This is a genomic window from Pirellulaceae bacterium (assembly GCA_029243025.1).
Taxonomy (GTDB): Bacteria; Planctomycetota; Planctomycetia; order Pirellulales; family Pirellulaceae.
Genome location: JAQWSU010000045.1, coordinates 324,925 through 340,684, shown reverse-complemented (window position 1 = coordinate 340,684; position 15,760 = coordinate 324,925). Strand labels below are relative to the sequence as shown.

Genomic DNA, 15,760 nt, shown 5'->3' with positions numbered 1-15,760 from the left:
GCTAGGTTTCGACTTTGACATCGCTGGAAATGAATGTTCCAACGGTTTCCCCCAGCACGGCCCGTTCGATATTGCCATTCCGTTTGAAATTGAAGACCAGCAAAGGCATGCCATGTTCCATGCATTGGGTGATGGCAGTGTGATCCATGACTCGGAGGTTTTGCTCCAGAACGGTGCTGTAATTCAGTTCTCGATACAGCACGGCATGTGGATTTCGTTCTGGATCATCGCTGTAGACACCATCAACGCGTGTGGCTTTCAACACGACATCCGCCTCAAGTTCCAGGGCTCGTTGGGCGGCGGCTGTGTCGGTGGTCACAAATGGGCTGCCGGTGCCGGCGGCGAGAATGACGATGCGCCCTTTTTCGAGATGTCGCCGAGCTCGTCGGCGAATATAGGGTTCCGCCACACCATCCATGCGAATGGCAGTCATCAATCGCGTTTTACAGCCGATCGATTCCAGTGAGTCTTGCAGTGCCAAGCCGTTGACGACGGTAGCCAACATGCCCATGTAATGAGCGGTTGCTTCTTGGATTTCGGCGTAACTACTCTTGAACTGGGCCCCGCGCAAGATGTTGCCGCCACCAATCACCACAGCGACTTCACAGCCCAATTTTTGTGCCTGGCCAATTTGCCGAGATATTTCGACAACCTCATCCATCGAGATGCCACGTTCTCCGGCGGGTGCGAAGCTTTCACCGGACAGCTTCAACACAATACGCTGAAATCGAGGCGATTGGTTCTCAGCTGAGTTCATCACGAAAATACCTTTCTTTCATGGCTGATTAGATGGATGATCGCGATGACCTATCGGATCTTGGTTCGGCAGGTGCCGAACCAAGGGTGTTCCTCAAGGTTGAATTCCGGGAAGTTATTCTTTTCCCAATTCCCAGTGGGCAAAGCGAACAATCTTCATGTCGTTAGCATCAGCAAATTTACTAACGGTCAGTTTGTCGTCCTTCACGAAGGGCTGTTCCTTCAGAACGGACTCGGCATAGAAGTTACGCATGCGACCTTCGACCATTTTTTCGATAATGTTGTCCGGTTTGCCTTCTTGGCGGGCAGCTTCGGTCAGAACTTCGCGTTCGCGTTGAACCACAACCGAATCGAGCTCGTCGACGCTGAGGGCTTGGGGCCGCATCGCGGCAATGTGCATGCAAATATCCTTTGCCGCGTCGTCGTTGCCACCACTGACTTCGAGCAGGACACCGCTGACTGTTCCCGCGTTGTGCGAGTATCCGCCACAGGGGCCTTCGAACTGGAGCATGCGCCCGACGTTGAAGACTTCGCGAATACGGTTAAACAGATCCTCTTTTTGCTCACGCAGCGTCATGCCGTCTTTACTTGGCGATGGTTGGTCGAGCAGTTCGTCAGCTGTTTCCGCACCGGGGCCTTCCGCAAGTTGGCGAGCGAGGTCATCCGCCAACTGGACGAATTCCTCGTTTTGAGTCACGGGAGCACTCTCACACTTGAGCTCCACCATGGCTCCTTTGTTCTTGTCGAGACCTTTGTACAGTCCCATGCGTCCGAAAGCGGTCTCGCGTCCGCTTCGTTTTTCCATCGTCTTCAAACCTTGACCGCGCAGCCAGTCAACGGCTTTCTCCTCATCGCCTTCGCATTCGGTCAAGGCTTTTTTGCAGTCCATCATTGGCAGCCCCGTTCGTTCACGAAGCGCCTTGACTGCCGCCGCAGTGATACCGGGCATAGTGTTAGGTCTCCCAAATCTTGTTCAATCGTTAGGTTGCAAAATTGAAAAGCATCTTCGAAATTTGAGGATGCGTGACATTTATAGAAGGTTGTTGGCGAAGAGCTTAATTCGGTGAGACTGAGCATCCTTTGCCAACTCAGTCGAGCTTTGGCCCTCACGATCCATGGAGGTGTCCGAATAGCTTGAACGAGCGAGAGAGCTAGTTCTCAGTGAACAGGTCTCTCAGTGAACAGGTCTCTCAGTGAAAGTGCCTCGCTCGCCGTTGTCGTCCGTCGCGACCCCGTTTTGTGATCAAAACCCGATCCGTTTACTCGGCGGCTGCCTCAACGCTGGCCTCCGCTGACGCTTCTTTGGCTGACGCTTCTTTGGCTGACGTGTCAGCTTTTGCAGCGCCAACTGCTTCGCCCTTGGCAGTGGGGGCTTCCGCACGACCGCGGTTGATCGCATCGGCGAGTAGCGAAACAATCAATTCGATCGATCGAATACCGTCATCGTTGCCTGGGATAGGTAAGTCAACGGAGTCTGGATCGCAATCGGTATCGATCAGGGCGATCGTCGTGATGCCCAGTTTCTTTGCTTCTCGAATCGAGTTTTTCTCTTTGCGTGGATCAACGACAAATACGCACTCGGGAAGACGTGTCATGGTCCGCATGCCATTTAGGTTGCGGTACATTTTGCGATATTCGCGATTCAGCGAAGATTGCATCTTTTTCGAGTACGTCGCCAGTTCGTCACCGCCGCGAATTGATTCCAATTCTTCCAGCCGACCCAGGCGACTCCGGATTGTGCGGAAGTTTGTCAAGGTGCCTCCAAGCCAGCGTTCGCTGACAAAGGGCATGTTGCACCGCAATGCTTCGCGTTCGACCGTGTCGCTCGCTTGCCGCTTGGTACCGGTGAACAGGATCTGTCCACCACGCGCGGCGATCTGCTGTGCGTAACGCTCGGCTCGCAGTAGACCTCGAATGGTCTCCCGGATGTCGATGATGTGGATCAGATTTTTGCGGGCGTAGATATACGGAGACATTTTCGGATTCCAGCGACTGGCTCGATGTCCGAAGTGAACTCCCGCTTCAATTAAACGCTTTGCCAACGATTCCGCCACAAACAATCTCCTCGCTTAAGCCATCACCCGATCGACATCTGTGAAAGTGGAACTCAACAGACACGCCGTTAAGTTCTACCGCTCGGTCTATTTTCAACAGAAGCTGTCGACATCGGCTGGCGATGCTCAGGCCCCGAGCTGGTTTTATTCCATACGCTGGAAACCGAGGATAGTAACAGGTCCTAGAATAGCGGTCAATTGGTCGGGAAGGCTGATTCTGTTAAGATACGACATCTTCTCGATCGCTTGTGTTGATTGTAGTGATCAGGTAGGCCGGGCGATTTTGGCTCCGTTTGCGTAGCTTAACACGGCTTCGCGGGTCCAAAATCCTTGTCCAGAATTAGGGCCGAGGCTAATATGAAGGGTGATGGATTAGTATCGACTGTCATCATTCAGGACCGCATTTCCCAGCCTTTTTTGAATTGCCCATCTTTATGTGTTTGCCCTGCTTGAAATGTCTGGCGATCAAATGGCTTGGGCTCTTGCTTTGCTTGGTCGTCGTGATTCTGCCGAGCCGACTCGAAGCGGTCGTTGTCAGTCAAACGACGGAGAATACGACTCGTCCGCCCGACGATCCGGGATGGGACAATGTGGCGGTGATTCGGGGGTCGACGGGCATCTACCTGGGCAATCTCTGGGTGATGACGGCAGATCATGTTGGAGTGGGCAGTGTCAACTTTCCCGAAAAGGGACTGTTTTCAGCTGACTCTGATTCGCTGGTCAGGCTGAAAAACCCCCGTCGCTCCGGTTTGAGCAATGACACTGATATTATTTTATTTCAGCTTACCGAAGATCCTGGGCTCCCGCCTCTGTTAATCAGCCAGATATCGCCTCCGGTAGGTACGGAGGCGATTGTCGTCGGCTACGGGAAGGATCGGATGGACGAGGTAACCCATTGGAACAGCCGATGGGAGGAAACGGACCCCCCAAGTCGGTATTCTGGATTCCAAACCCAAGGTTCCAACTCATTGCGATGGGGCACGAATCTGATTGAGGATGATGAGCTCTTTGGACGTCGCGAATTTGATGATGACATCACGAAAGTGGTACAGACGAATGGTGATGTCATCTCGCTGATCACCGAGTTTGATTACAGCGAAGGTAACTCAGACCGTACTGTCGTGTCTGATGGTGACTTCATTTCGAATTTTGAATCACAGGCGGTCGTGAATGATTCGGGTGGTCCTTTGTTTGTCAAAAACAATGACGTGTGGGAATTGGCGGGTATGGCAGTCGCTGTTGAAGGGTATCCGCGACATCCCAACATCATTCGTAATGCTGTTTTCGGCAGTATCACCTACCATGCTGACTTGGCGACGTATCGAGACCAGATTGTCGAAGTCGTCGTGCCAGGCGATTTTGATGGCGATGGTCAATTGACGGCTGCTGATATTGATCTGTTGACGTTAGCCAGCGTCGAGGCTGATTATCAGGCGCAGTTTGACCTCGATGGGGATGGGGCTCTGGGCCAAGCGGATCGCGTGATTTGGATTGAACAATTGAAGCACACCTACTTTGGTGACTCGAATCTCGACGGTGAATTCAATTCGGAAGATTTCATTACCGTATTTCAGTCGGCCGAGTACGAGGATGGCATGGCCGCCAATTCGACGTGGGCTACTGGTGATTGGAATGGGGATCTCGAGTTTGACACGACTGACTTTGTGGCGGCCCTGCAAACGGGTGGCTACGATGTGGGTCCTCGCAGTGAATTCATTCCTGCGCCCGCAGCGGCAATTCCAGAGCCCAGTTGCCTGAGCTTGTTGTGTTTCGCACTCGTCACGATCGGCTGCTTCCGCCGTCTGCTTGTTTAGATTGCTGAACCACCGACAAAGATCGGTTCGGTGATTTGTCTATTTGTGTTGACGGTCGTCATCTTAATGCGACAAGATAACAGTCAATTGTGGGGGGGGGGGGGTCTACCGGGCCAGTAGAGTGTATCCGAAAACATTTGAAAAGTGTTTGCAATTTCAGCTGTTTGGATGATACTTACCACCACTTAGTTACCAAACAATTCCCAGGAACCGCTAGTGACCTCAAACTACAATGCATGACACCTTTGCCTTTGCTTTTGAAAAAATAATTGGTGAGTCTGCGTGGACGAAAAGAACTCGTCGACGGATTCTGCAGGTCTCTAATTACTCTTATCCCGTGTTGATCACTGGACCGATTGGTTCCGGTCGCGAGTTAATCGCTCGGGCGATTCACGCTCACAGTCCTCGAGCTGATCATCCTTTCATCCCCTTTCGTTGTGGTGCTGTTCCTGAACCGTTGCGCGCTTCGCAATTGTTTGGACAAGTCGACGGTGCCCCTGGTTTGGCCCGCGCGGCCACGTTGGGTTGTTTTGGGGCAGCCGAAGGCGGGACATTGTTTCTCGATGAAGCCGGTGACCTTGACCAAGATTCTCAGTTGCAGCTGTTATTTGCACTGCGCGAGAAACGTATCGTACCCTTTGGTGCAGAACGCTCGTCTTCGGCCGACGTGCGGCTAATCGCATCAACCTCCCAGGATTTAGATAGTGAGGTTCAAGGCGGACGTTTCAGTTTCGAGTTGCTTTATCGCTTAAATATTTTGCCGGTAACTTCACTCGGCTTACGAGATCGTGTAGAAGACGTCGAGCCTTTGGTACGTCATTGGATGGCGCGAGTCACTTTGGAGAACGGCTTGCCGCTTAAACAGCTTACACCCGCTGCCATGGCACTGCTGCAAAGCTACGAATGGCCTGGTAATGTCGATCAACTGCGAAGTGTTGTCGAACGTGCCATCTTGTTTAATGATGAGCATCGGCTGCGACCGGAAGCATTCTCTGCGTTAATGGAAGAGCCCGATTCGAATCGGCATCAGCCGCAGACAAAGGCCATTGAATCGGTCAATCAACACGAATCTATCTTGCCGATTGACGTGGTGGATGGAAAGTGGCAGACGCTTGCACAGATGGAAGCCGAGTTTATCCGATCAACGCTCGTCGAGGCGCGATACAATCAGGTTGTTGCAGCTCGATTGCTGGCGATTCCCCTCAACGATTTGATGTCGAAAATAGCCCAACATCGTATCGCGTTATCGCCGTTGGGGCACGATGCTGGGGCGTTCCGTTAGTCTTGTGATGGATTGAGCTGGAGATCAATCCAGACGAGTCGATGATCGCTGGCGTCCAGCATGGTTCTGTTTTTATTGTCCTGCTTCGGCCAGTACACGCCGCCGCCGCGAATCTGAAGCCCCTTGGACGGTAAGACGTAGTCGACTCGCAGGTTTCCAGTGTGCCGATCAGGAAAGTCGGCCGTGTCATGGGCAGGGTTTCCGCGGTGCTCGTGATTTGCCGCTCCTTGGATCTGAGACTGCTTCTGGCCCTGTTGGCTTACAGGAACGAGAGTTGCGTTCACGCGAGGGTGGTACAAAAGCTGCTCAATTGAGCCCTTTCGACTTGCGCCATCGACGGGGTCAGCGTTCAAGTCGCCGGCAATCACGAATTTGGCATCGCTCGCCAGTCCACCTGCCCCGCCTTGATCGTCGCGTAGGTAAGCACTTCGCTGCGAATCAGGGTGGACGTAGTCGGCCCAGAGTCGGATTTCGTCAAAGTTCCGCCGCCCATTTCGATCCTCCGGCCCATCAAATACGGGAGGCGTGGGATGACAGACCAGAAAGTGGAGCGACTGATTGCCTATCCGCAGTGGTAGGTCCCAGTGACTCTTGGATGACAGTCGTAAGATCTGTAATGCTTCTTCGGTATAAAAAGATTGCTGAGAGCTTGGGAAGGTTGGGAGTAAAGCGTTAGGCATCTCACGCCAAAGGAATTTCTGGAACGTTCGCACGCGTTGGGTGTCGATCGGTAGCTTGGAAAGCACAAGCATGCCGTATTGTCCCGGGTGTCTGCCGAACCCAAAAGCGTCGGCTGGATCATCAATTCGTTGATTGTCGTCCAGGTCAAGCCCTGTCGGCACGCCCGTGTTGACGGGTCGCGCGAACACGTGGGGATACTGAATGGCGTTTGTTTCTTCCTGGTTGACGGCCAGATAGTTTTGTCGAAAGAGATCAGCCGCTTTGTTGGCTGGGTCGAAATCGAATTCATTCAGGAGAATGACGTCCGGGCGAACCGTTTGGATAATGGTAGCGATCTGGCGAGCTTGTGGATCATCCTGTTGTAGGTCCGTGATTAATTTACCCGGACTGTCGCGGTGTAACGAGGTGTTGAACGTGGCGATGCGAATTTTCCGCCACTGGCCCGACTCGGCGGGATCTACGGCAGGTAGAATGAACAGACCGAGCAACAGCGGTACCATGAGGGACTCTCCAGACTGTGAGCTAATCGCCCGACTAGGTGACTGCTGTCATTGTAGCTGTGTCCGCAGGAATTGCCGAAATTGCGGCAGGAAGTGCCGATTTGGATCGTGATTGCCTTACAGTCGAGGTGCAGGCGGCGAGAATTCTTGACTGACTGATTCAGCCGCCTAGAATGCGATTCATTGGTGGGGTGTCGAGGAGGGCTGCCCCATCGATCTGGTTTAATTTGTTTTCAGGAGCTTTCGATGCACTGCCAACGTCAGACTATCTCGTGCACTTTGCTGCTGCTGCTGCTGAGCAGTGCTTTAGTCACAGCGGGGAAATACAACCGTGTTGTGGAAATCGGTGACAAGGTATCGATCTGGAAAGATCTACCGGGTGTCGATGGCAAGCACCACAGTTGGCAGGATCACAAGCAGGCAAAAGCGATTGCCGTAATTTTTACGAGCAACGATTGCCCGGTAGCATCGGCCTATCAGTCTCGTTTGAATTCGCTTGCCACGGATTTTCGGGATCAGGGGCTGGAGGTAGTTGCGATCAACGTGAATCGTGGGGAGAGTCTGGCGGCGATGAAGTCACGTGCACAGAAAGAACGATTTGCTTTCGCTTATCTCCACGATGCGTCTCAGCAAACGGCTCGCGGTCTTGGCGCGGTTTGTACGCCACACTCTTTCCTGCTGACGCCGGATCGTCAAATCGCCTACATGGGTGCAATTGACGACAACTGGCAGAACGCGAATGGCGTCAAGAAAGATTATCTGCGAGAAGCCGTTCAGGCAGTGCTTGCTGGGAAAAAGCCGAAGGTTCAGGAGTCACGCCAAATTGGCTGCGCGATCAAATGGGAAATTCAATAGCCCTCGCGTGTTGTTGGGCTGGCCAGGAGCCCGTTGACGTGGTCAGCCCTGATTTTGGCGGGGCGGGGGCAAGCGTTGAATTACATGAAGGCTCTCATGTTCGCCCTCTCGATTTTCGTTCCGTTGGGCTGTTTGGGTGAATCTTGATCGAGTCTCGAAGAATCCGAGTAGGGTGAGATCGAAAAGACGAGGGGAATGGATTCTCATAAAGAAAATCTGCGACGAGAGTCACTCCGATTGATGGTTCGGGACTGAATGCGTTTATTAGCCAGCATTTGGGAAGGTTATCTTGGTTCATTTTGGGCGACTCGGTGCGCTGCTTGCCTAGATGAATTTCGTGCAGTTGTAGATTATCAGTGAGAGGTAGGGTTATCGAAATCTGGTCGTAACCCTCGGTTGCTATCGGCCGGTTGCTATCGGCGAAGCGGAGAATCTACCTGCGATCAAAGCTTTTCTTGCCGCCGAAGCCGCACTCGTAACGGCTTTTACTTCTACTAACGGGGGCAGGTGGGGAGGCGATGAATGCGTTTTAAAATCAATCTGGCACACTTCCGACCTTGAAGCTCGATGATCGAGCCGGGCAACTACGGTTCATATTTGGTGATGGTGAGATCTTCGATCAGACTGAGATCGAAGTGTGTATTTGTCAGTTGCTCACCGAATGATTGTTTGGGAAACGACCGTCTGAGCTGGTTGGTGAGCGGGTGATGCATCCGTTTGGCTTCGTTGACACTCTATTCTAGCGCCCATAGAATTGCCGCTTTCCAGCAGTAAAGTTGCTTTCAGCCGAGGTGCCCGATGAATCAACCCAAGTCCGGTCAAATCGACTCAGTTATGAACGAGGATCGACTGTTTGCTCCCAATCAGCAGTTTGTCGCTCAGGCTGAAATCAAATCAATGGACGAGTACCAGCAGTTGTGGGATCGGGCGAAAGCAGACCCTACGGCTTTTTGGGACGGTCTGGCAAAGGACGAATTGCATTGGTTTAAGCCCTACGGCAAGGTGTTGGAGTGGAAGGAGCCCTACGCGAGCTGGTTTGTCGGTGGAGAAACCAATGCTTCCTATAACTGTCTGGATCTCCATATTGAGAAGGGACAAGGTGATAAGGTTGCCCTGATTTGGGAGGGTGAGCCTGGTGATCAAAGAACGCTGACCTATAAAGAGTTGCATGGGGAAGTTTGCAAGTTTGCCAACGCGATGAAGTCATTGGGAGTGGGCCAGGGTGACGTGGTTTCGATCTATATGCCGATGGTTCCCGAATTGGTCGTCGCGATGTTGGCCTGTGCTCGAATTGGCGCAGTTCATTCGGTGATCTTTGCCGGTTTTTCCTCTGAAGCGATTGCCGATCGTAATCATGATGCGAGCGCCAAACTCCAGATCACTTCGGATGCGGGATGGCGTCGAGGCAAAGCTCTACCGCTAAAAGAAACCGTGGATGCGGCTCTCGAAAAATCGAGTACGACGGTTGAAAACTGCATCGTCTTGAAACGCGTCGGAAACGACGTTGTGATGAAAGAAGGCCGGGATCATTGGTGGCATGACCTGGTCGAGCAAGCGTCAGAGGACTGTCCGGCAGAACCGTTGGATAGCGAGAATCCGCTCTTCATTCTGTATACCAGCGGATCGACTGGAAAACCGAAGGGGATCAAGCACACCACGGCTGGCTATAATCTCTATGCGAAGAAGACGTTCGAGTGGGTTTTCGATCATCGGGAAGATGATATTTACTGGTGCACGGCTGATTGCGGTTGGATTACCGGTCACAGCTACATCGTTTATGGTCCTTTGGCAGCTGGCGCTACTGCGTTGATTTACGAAGGCGCTCCCAACTTTCCAGCGGAAGATCGATTTTGGGATTTGGTTGAGCGTCACAAGGTGACGATCCTTTATACGGCTCCCACGGCGATTCGTGCGTTCATCAAATGGGGCGATGAGCATGTCGAAAAACATGACCTGTCAAGCTTGCGACTTCTGGGTACGGTTGGCGAGGGAATCAACCCAGAGGCTTGGATGTGGTATCACGAGAAGATCGGCGGTGGTAATTGTCCGATTGTTGATACTTGGTGGCAGACGGAAACGGGGGGCATCATGATGTCACCCCTGCCGGGTGCAATTGCCACAAAGCCAGGAAGTTGTACGAAGCCGTTGCCCGGGGTCATACCTGACATTGTCGACGAGCAGGGTAATTCAGTCGGTACGAATGAGGGCGGCTGGCTCGTCATCAATCATCCATGGCCCGGCATGTTGCGTGGAATCTGGGGGGACGATGAACGGTATCGTGAGCAATATTGGAGCAAGGTCCCGAACCGTTATTTGGCGGGTGATAATGCTCGTTGTGACAAGGACGGTTATTACTGGATCATGGGGCGAATTGATGACGTGCTCAATGTGTCCGGACATCGTTTGAGTACGATTGAAATCGAGAGTGCACTCGTAAGCCATCCGGCTGTTGCCGAGGCCGCAGCCGTGGGACGCCCTCACGATCTGAAGGGAGAAGCCATTGCTGTTTTCGTCTCCTTGCGAAATGTGGAGCCCAGTGATGAGTTGCGTCAAGAATTGAGGCAGCATGTTCGTAAGGAAATCGGAGCGTTGGCCCAGCCCGATGATATTCGCTTCACCGGATCGCTTCCTAAAACCCGCAGCGGGAAAATCATGCGACGGTTACTGCGTGATATCGCTGCCGGTCGTGAAACGATCGGTGACACGACCACGCTTGAGGATTACACGGTGCTCGCGAAACTGCGAGACGATGACGATTAAACGTTTCGTAGGACGCTATGGCTGCTTTTCATGATACGGAGCCGTTTGCTGCCGGTAGTTTGTGGCAGCGGCTAGTCGACGTATCGCAACAATCGCTGCTAAGTCAGCATCTAGAACCGATTCCGACGCGAGCCGAAAAGCTTGCGGACGGTGATGTGGTGTTCAACGTACGCGTTCTGGATAACCTTCAGCGTAAATCGATTCAGCGGCGTGAGCGGCCAGAGGGTTTCAATCCATTCTTGCCCTATGATCCGAATTTGTTTGTCGCGAACGTTTCCGAACATCATGTTGCATTGCTGAACAAATTCAATGTCGTCGACCACCATTTGTTGATTGTTACTCGACAGTTTGAGTCACAGGATAGTCGATTGACAATTGAGGACTTTGAAGCGTTGTGGCGCTGCTTGCTCGAATTCGACTCGATTGGGTTTTATAACGGAGGCACCAATGCAGGCGCCAGTCAGCCACACAAGCATTTGCAGCTCTTGCCGCTTGGAGTTCATCGAGGGGCAATTCCACTCGAGTCGCAATGGAAACTGTCGCAGCAGCCCGTGGGTTCCGTGACTCAATCTGCTGGAATTCCATTTTGGCACCGACTGTTACGCTTGCCTCCGCTTAGCGACAGTTTGGCCGCCGCTAAACTTTGTAGCCGTTACTACGAAGAAATGATTGCGAACGTGGGTTGGGCAGAGGTGGATGCGACCACGCCCTACAATCTCTTGGTGACTCGAGAGTGGCTGCTGTTTGTGCCTCGTACAGCCGAGTGTTTCGAAGGCATTTCTCTCAACTCGATGGCGTTTGTTGGTTCGCTGTTCGTGAAGAATGAACAGCAATTGGAGCTCTTGAGCGCTGCCGGCCCGATGACGGCTTTGATTCGGGTGGCAGATCCACAAACAGCGTCAGAGGGCTGAGGTTGAAGCTGAAGCGGTTTTCCGGGACGCACGCGGGCTTTGCCCCGTCTGAAGCAGCAATTCCTTTTGTTATTTTGCCTGCTGAATCCATTCTCGAGCGATTTGTTCCAGATTGGGTTCTGCTGCACTGGGCGCATCGAAGTAATGTTTCTCGAGCCGCTGGATCGAGGATTGCAATTCACTTCGCTGTTCTGGCCGGAGCTCATTGTTGGATTCGATGTGGCGCAATAGCCCCAAAACTGAAAATGGTGTGACCTCGTTTGGCATCTGGAATCGTCCGGTCTGCTGTTGAGGTTGTCGTGGACGAGAAGAGCGGACGAGTAGCAAAGCGACACCCACCAATCCAAGACCGATCAGTGGTGCAGCCCAAATCCAGCTGCGGTTGGGTTGACTGTACTGTCCCGCCAACTCAACGGTTCCTTGGGATTCAATCAAATCCGCATCGTCATAACGCTGGTACGATACTTCGGTACCTGTGATATTTGCGACAGGAAAGGTGAAACTATTTGCCGTGTGGTCGGGAGACTTGGCGCTCATTTTTACGGTCCAAAGCCGTTCAGAAACAATGCGAGGATCGCTGCTGTCTTTTTCGAATTGAGTCACTGAAAGACCCTGGTCGTCAATTTCAACGACCTCGAAATCGTTTTGCTCCAAGGCGATGAGTGTTTCCAGTTGAGGAACTAAGCCGTGTGCTGTGGCTTTGATCTCTAAGATTAATTTGCCTTCGTCAGCCTGCCGTTCATCGAGCGTTTGCACCAGTTGCATTTTTTCACTGGGGCGCGGTTCGCCTTGGTCCTTGGCGTCGATGGGAATGATGGCTGACTGAACGGGAATTACCGCGTATCCGGAAGTGTCGAGGAAATCGAGGTCGAGGCGCAGCGGAGGTATTTTGTCGACCTCCGGGCCCCGTGGCTTCAGAAGAAGATAGGCGTAAGGCGTTCGTCGCCAACCATAGTCCGAGAGCGATTGGGAACTGCTGTCGGGATGATTAAACGTGATTGAGATTACCTCAAAATGTTCTTGCAGTGCGGCCGTGGCAGCTTCTTCGAATTTGTCCCGGTAATTTTCTGTTGGTCGTCCGTAATTGAATGCGTAATATTGGTTGTTTTGGTTTTGGAGATACTTTGCGAACCCGCCAGACTCACGCTCGATCTCTTTGGTGTGCTCGATTTCCACAAACAGCCCGAAAGGCTGGTCGTATCCCACCACGTCCGTTCCATCAATGCGAGTATTGAGTTTGATTTCGGTGACCAAGTCGTTGTAATAATCGAAAACCTTTCTTGCTTCGCGAGCTCGTGGGTGGTTGCCGGTAATCTCGAACCCGTTGCGCAGGTATCGATATTTTAGCTCTGGCTTGACCGCGCTCAGTCGGGTGAAGAGCGAGTTTGCGAATTGTCCGACGTGTCGTTCGCTGGTTGGGTCTGGTAAGGCCTGCAGGGCTTCACGAATAATGGCAATCTGGCTTAAATCCGGATGATTCGTCTCCCGAATGCCACCCAGGTCAACGGCACCAAGACTGGCGTAAAACCAAAGTTCAAAACAGTGGGTTGTTTCCTTTTCTTCGCTGAGTTCGGCCACCTGATTGGCGTAGATTTCGGCGGCCTGACGAAACTCGAGCATGGCGGCCTCTCGTCGAGCCGAGTAGTCGCTGCTTTTTTTGATCTCTTGAGCGTAGTCGTTTTGATCGTGTAACAAACAGGCTTTCGCCAGTCGAATTCTCCAACTGTCGGGATACTTCTTTAAACCTTGGTCGAGCACTTGATTCGCAACTTGATAGCCTCGTTGCACCTCTGACTCTAGATCTTTCTGTTTGCGATTGGTCTTCTTCTTTTTCTGTTCTGCCGGATCTCGCCAGATACCGGCGAGATTCTTTCGCATCTGTTGAGCCATCTGGGCCAACGTGTCGGCTCTTAAGCCATCGACGGAGCCGAAGACGTCTTCGAATGCTTCAAGACGGTAAACTTCAGCTGTGCTGTGGCACGTGGTAAAGGCTGCCACCATGAGGTTTTCGTCCAGGTCGCCAATCGGCAACTTTCTTAAACGGTGTACCCATTCCGATAGCTCTTCGAGATTGCGTTGTTGCTTTGAACGTGTCAGCGGGATTTGGTTGGCTCGTCGTTGGAACCCGTACATGAACATGTACGAGCTGGTTTTCTGTCGGGCCTGATTAGGATTGTGGTTATTGGTCCAGACTCGTAGGAATTCGTGCGCTAATTCCAAGGCTTTGGCTGGTTGGTTTTCAGCAAACTTTTCAATGTAGGGGAAAGCCTGTTCTTCTTGATTGACTTTCAAATAAAGCTGAGCAAAGAGAACGTCAAACTTGGGCCGCACACTTTGGTTGATGTATTTGAGCCATGGCTGATCAGGTCGTACATCGATGATGTCCGATGTTGCGATGGGCTGTCCACGAGTTGATCGAGTTGATCGATAGTAAGTTTGGTTTTTGTCGGCGTAGTAGATGTTGCCGAACGAGTCGCGGCGTAGTTCAGGGCCGCTGGAAGAAGTCGTGCCCTGTTGTTGGGTGAAGATAGCTTCTCGTAGCCAGTTCTCAGCCAACACCGTTAGTTGCATTTCGTACGATGCGGTCGTTTCCGGATTTGCTGCCAGTAAAGCGTCGACGGCAGTTTTTTGCAATTGCAGCGCTTTGAGTCGCACTGCGGCATTCATGATTTGGCTCTGCATGTTGGTCGAGGTGGCTGTCCCGATCGCGGCTAGAATTTCGTCTCCACGTTCCTTGCGATTTTGGAAACTTTCTTCGAGCCATGCTAAACCGAGTTCTTGACGGATTTTGGGGGCCAGTTCGACCGCTCGCTTTAACGCCTCCTGCTTGGTGGTCTCGTCAACGGTACCCACCGCTAAAGCCGCTTGGGTGGCATCCCAGGCTTGCTCCAGGAATTCCACCTTCTTCTCTTTGGCATATCTTGATAAGGCGTGACGTGACAGCAGGTTTAATGCGTCACGATCATTTTCGGCCTGAGCCTGCTGGGCGGTAGGAAGAAACTCTCCCGTTTTTAAGTCCTGACCAGCAGCGAACAATAATAAGGCCGTTTGACGTCTTGATAGAATCTGCTCATTTTCCGGACGATCCATTTCCGCTCGAAGACGCGTCAGCATGGCGTCCAGGTCATAACCACTTGTGAGCGTTTGTCGCAAAATGGTGCCGAGAAAAACAAGGTGCGGTTTCTCAATTGGCATCGGGCCTGCTTCGATCAGCCCAATAATGTCGTTGAATGAAAAGACGTTTTTTTCGCGAAACTTCGCTGCTGCAGATCGACTTTGCGATGTGCTGCCTGTGCTCGTGGTGGATGAGCTAGACGGACGTCGTGTCGATACGCCACGGCTCAATGATTGCAGCAGATGACGATAGCCAGCTTTTTGCTCTGCCTCAGATAATTGGCGCAGGAATTCTTTGACCGCATTCCAATCTCCCAGGGTTACTGAGCGTTGGAAGGTGACGAGCTGTTGGTCAAATTCCTTGGAAGCTGCTGCTGCCTGTTGGGCTGCTTTTGCCGCCTGAGCCTGCTGCTTGGCTTGTTCCTCGGGCGTTGGCGGTTCGGTTTTCTTGGGCGGCTCGGTTGCCTTGGGTTGCTTTTCCTCGACCGGTTTCGTCCAAGTTTTCAGGATGGTCGAGGGGCGGCGATCGAATTGTAGTTTTGTGAGTTTCTTGATCCGTTCCTGCTCGAGCTTAACTTGGGAGGTGTTGTTGTCGGCATTGGGTTTGTCCGATTCTCCACTTGTCGAAGTCGGCATGGTTGTTTCGTTTGGCTTGTCCGGGGCCGTTTGCGTGGGGGAGCTATTGGCGGGAATTAGCTTTTGCGCAGGAATAGCAGAGCTTTGTGGAACGGGCGCGACGAGGATCGCTGTCGGAGGTTGTCCGTAAGCGGAGGTCGTCATTAATCCAAAGATGATGCTGGCAATAAGCTTGTTGCGTAGGAACATGGTTTGCGACCACAGGTGGGCTGAATCAAAGGAAAGTTGTGAATCGATGAAAAAGGGCGAGCACATGGCTCGCCCTTTTTTCGGTTCAAGAACCTGAATTGTCGGGTGGTGGACCTGAACTCGCACCACGTGAATCTTTTGACTTGTTACCTTGACTTGGTTTTTTGCCGCGACCGCGACCCTGGCCAGTGCCACTTCAGGTGCCTTT

The 15,760-nt window shown here is 52.4% G+C and carries 11 protein-coding genes; 5 read left to right on the top strand and 6 right to left on the bottom strand.

From position 1 onward, the window contains the following. Position 1: 1 nt before the first annotated feature. From pyrH to rpsB, 3 genes are all read right to left on the bottom strand, one after another. Entirely contained in the window at positions 2-757 is a 756-nt protein-coding gene (gene pyrH, locus P8N76_20240; protein ID MDG2384013.1) for a UMP kinase, read from the bottom strand. Positions 758-871: 114 nt separating this feature from the next. Continuing rightward, a complete protein-coding gene (gene tsf / locus P8N76_20235) occupies positions 872-1,705 on the bottom strand; it encodes a translation elongation factor Ts (GenBank protein ID MDG2384012.1) in 834 nt (277 codons plus the stop codon). Between the two features lie 310 nt (positions 1,706-2,015). Then, positions 2,016-2,810, bottom strand: a complete 795-nt coding sequence (rpsB, locus tag P8N76_20230) for a 30S ribosomal protein S2 (protein MDG2384011.1) — start codon at positions 2,808-2,810, stop codon at positions 2,016-2,018. A 434-nt stretch (positions 2,811-3,244) separates the two neighbouring features. On the opposite strand from rpsB, the gene P8N76_20225 reads away from it, so the two are divergent. Together P8N76_20225 and P8N76_20220 are read left to right on the top strand one after the other, a co-directional pair. Further along, positions 3,245-4,624 carry a hypothetical protein gene (locus P8N76_20225; GenBank protein ID MDG2384010.1) on the top strand — a complete coding sequence of 460 codons (1,380 nt, stop codon included), beginning with the start codon at positions 3,245-3,247 and terminating at the stop codon, positions 4,622-4,624. A 232-nt stretch (positions 4,625-4,856) separates the two neighbouring features. After that, positions 4,857-5,906 carry a sigma 54-interacting transcriptional regulator gene (locus tag P8N76_20220; protein ID MDG2384009.1) on the top strand — a complete coding sequence of 350 codons (1,050 nt, stop codon included), beginning with the start codon at positions 4,857-4,859 and terminating at the stop codon, positions 5,904-5,906. On the opposite strand, the gene P8N76_20215 is transcribed toward P8N76_20220, so the two are convergent. Next, positions 5,903-7,087 carry an endonuclease/exonuclease/phosphatase family protein gene (locus tag P8N76_20215; protein ID MDG2384008.1) on the bottom strand — a complete coding sequence of 395 codons (1,185 nt, stop codon included), beginning with the start codon at positions 7,085-7,087 and terminating at the stop codon, positions 5,903-5,905. The two genes, P8N76_20220 and P8N76_20215, sit on opposite strands and share 4 nt — an antisense overlap. Positions 7,088-7,333: 246 nt before the next feature. Here P8N76_20215 and P8N76_20210 point away from each other — a divergent pair, with 246 nt between their 5' ends. Beyond that, positions 7,334-7,942 (top strand): thioredoxin family protein, encoded by a 609-nt coding sequence (locus P8N76_20210; protein MDG2384007.1) that lies wholly within the window; start codon positions 7,334-7,336, stop codon positions 7,940-7,942. Positions 7,943-8,526: 584 nt separating this feature from the next. Here the strand turns inward: P8N76_20210 and P8N76_20205 are convergent. Beyond that, positions 8,527-8,655 carry a hypothetical protein gene (locus P8N76_20205; protein ID MDG2384006.1) on the bottom strand — a complete coding sequence of 43 codons (129 nt, stop codon included), beginning with the start codon at positions 8,653-8,655 and terminating at the stop codon, positions 8,527-8,529. 85 nt (positions 8,656-8,740) lie between these two features. Between P8N76_20205 and acs the strand changes: the two genes are divergently transcribed. Then, a complete protein-coding gene (acs, locus tag P8N76_20200) occupies positions 8,741-10,702 on the top strand; it encodes an acetate--CoA ligase (GenBank protein MDG2384005.1) in 1,962 nt (653 codons plus the stop codon). A gap of 17 nt (positions 10,703-10,719) precedes the next feature. Continuing rightward, the gene (locus P8N76_20195) at positions 10,720-11,613 is read left to right on the top strand and encodes a DUF4922 domain-containing protein (protein ID MDG2384004.1); all 894 of its coding nucleotides are present in this window, start codon (positions 10,720-10,722) and stop codon (positions 11,611-11,613) included. Between the two features lie 69 nt (positions 11,614-11,682). On the opposite strand, the gene P8N76_20190 is transcribed toward P8N76_20195, so the two are convergent. Continuing rightward, positions 11,683-15,747 carry a hypothetical protein gene (locus P8N76_20190; protein MDG2384003.1) on the bottom strand — a complete coding sequence of 1,355 codons (4,065 nt, stop codon included), beginning with the start codon at positions 15,745-15,747 and terminating at the stop codon, positions 11,683-11,685. Positions 15,748-15,760: the final 13 nt, after the last annotated feature.

Coding starts and splice junctions, on each gene's coding strand:
- pyrH (MDG2384013.1), bottom strand. CDS start 757: ATGAACTCAGCTGAGAACCAATCGCCTCGATTTCAGCGTATTGTGTTG.
- tsf (MDG2384012.1), bottom strand. CDS start 1,705: ATGCCCGGTATCACTGCGGCGGCAGTCAAGGCGCTTCGTGAACGAACG.
- P8N76_20225 (MDG2384010.1), top strand. CDS start 3,245: ATGTGTTTGCCCTGCTTGAAATGTCTGGCGATCAAATGGCTTGGGCTC.
- P8N76_20220 (MDG2384009.1), top strand. CDS start 4,857: ATGCATGACACCTTTGCCTTTGCTTTTGAAAAAATAATTGGTGAGTCT.
- P8N76_20215 (MDG2384008.1), bottom strand. CDS start 7,087: ATGGTACCGCTGTTGCTCGGTCTGTTCATTCTACCTGCCGTAGATCCC.
- P8N76_20210 (MDG2384007.1), top strand. CDS start 7,334: ATGCACTGCCAACGTCAGACTATCTCGTGCACTTTGCTGCTGCTGCTG.
- P8N76_20205 (MDG2384006.1), bottom strand. CDS start 8,655: ATGCATCACCCGCTCACCAACCAGCTCAGACGGTCGTTTCCCAAACAA.
- acs (MDG2384005.1), top strand. CDS start 8,741: ATGAATCAACCCAAGTCCGGTCAAATCGACTCAGTTATGAACGAGGAT.
- P8N76_20195 (MDG2384004.1), top strand. CDS start 10,720: ATGGCTGCTTTTCATGATACGGAGCCGTTTGCTGCCGGTAGTTTGTGG.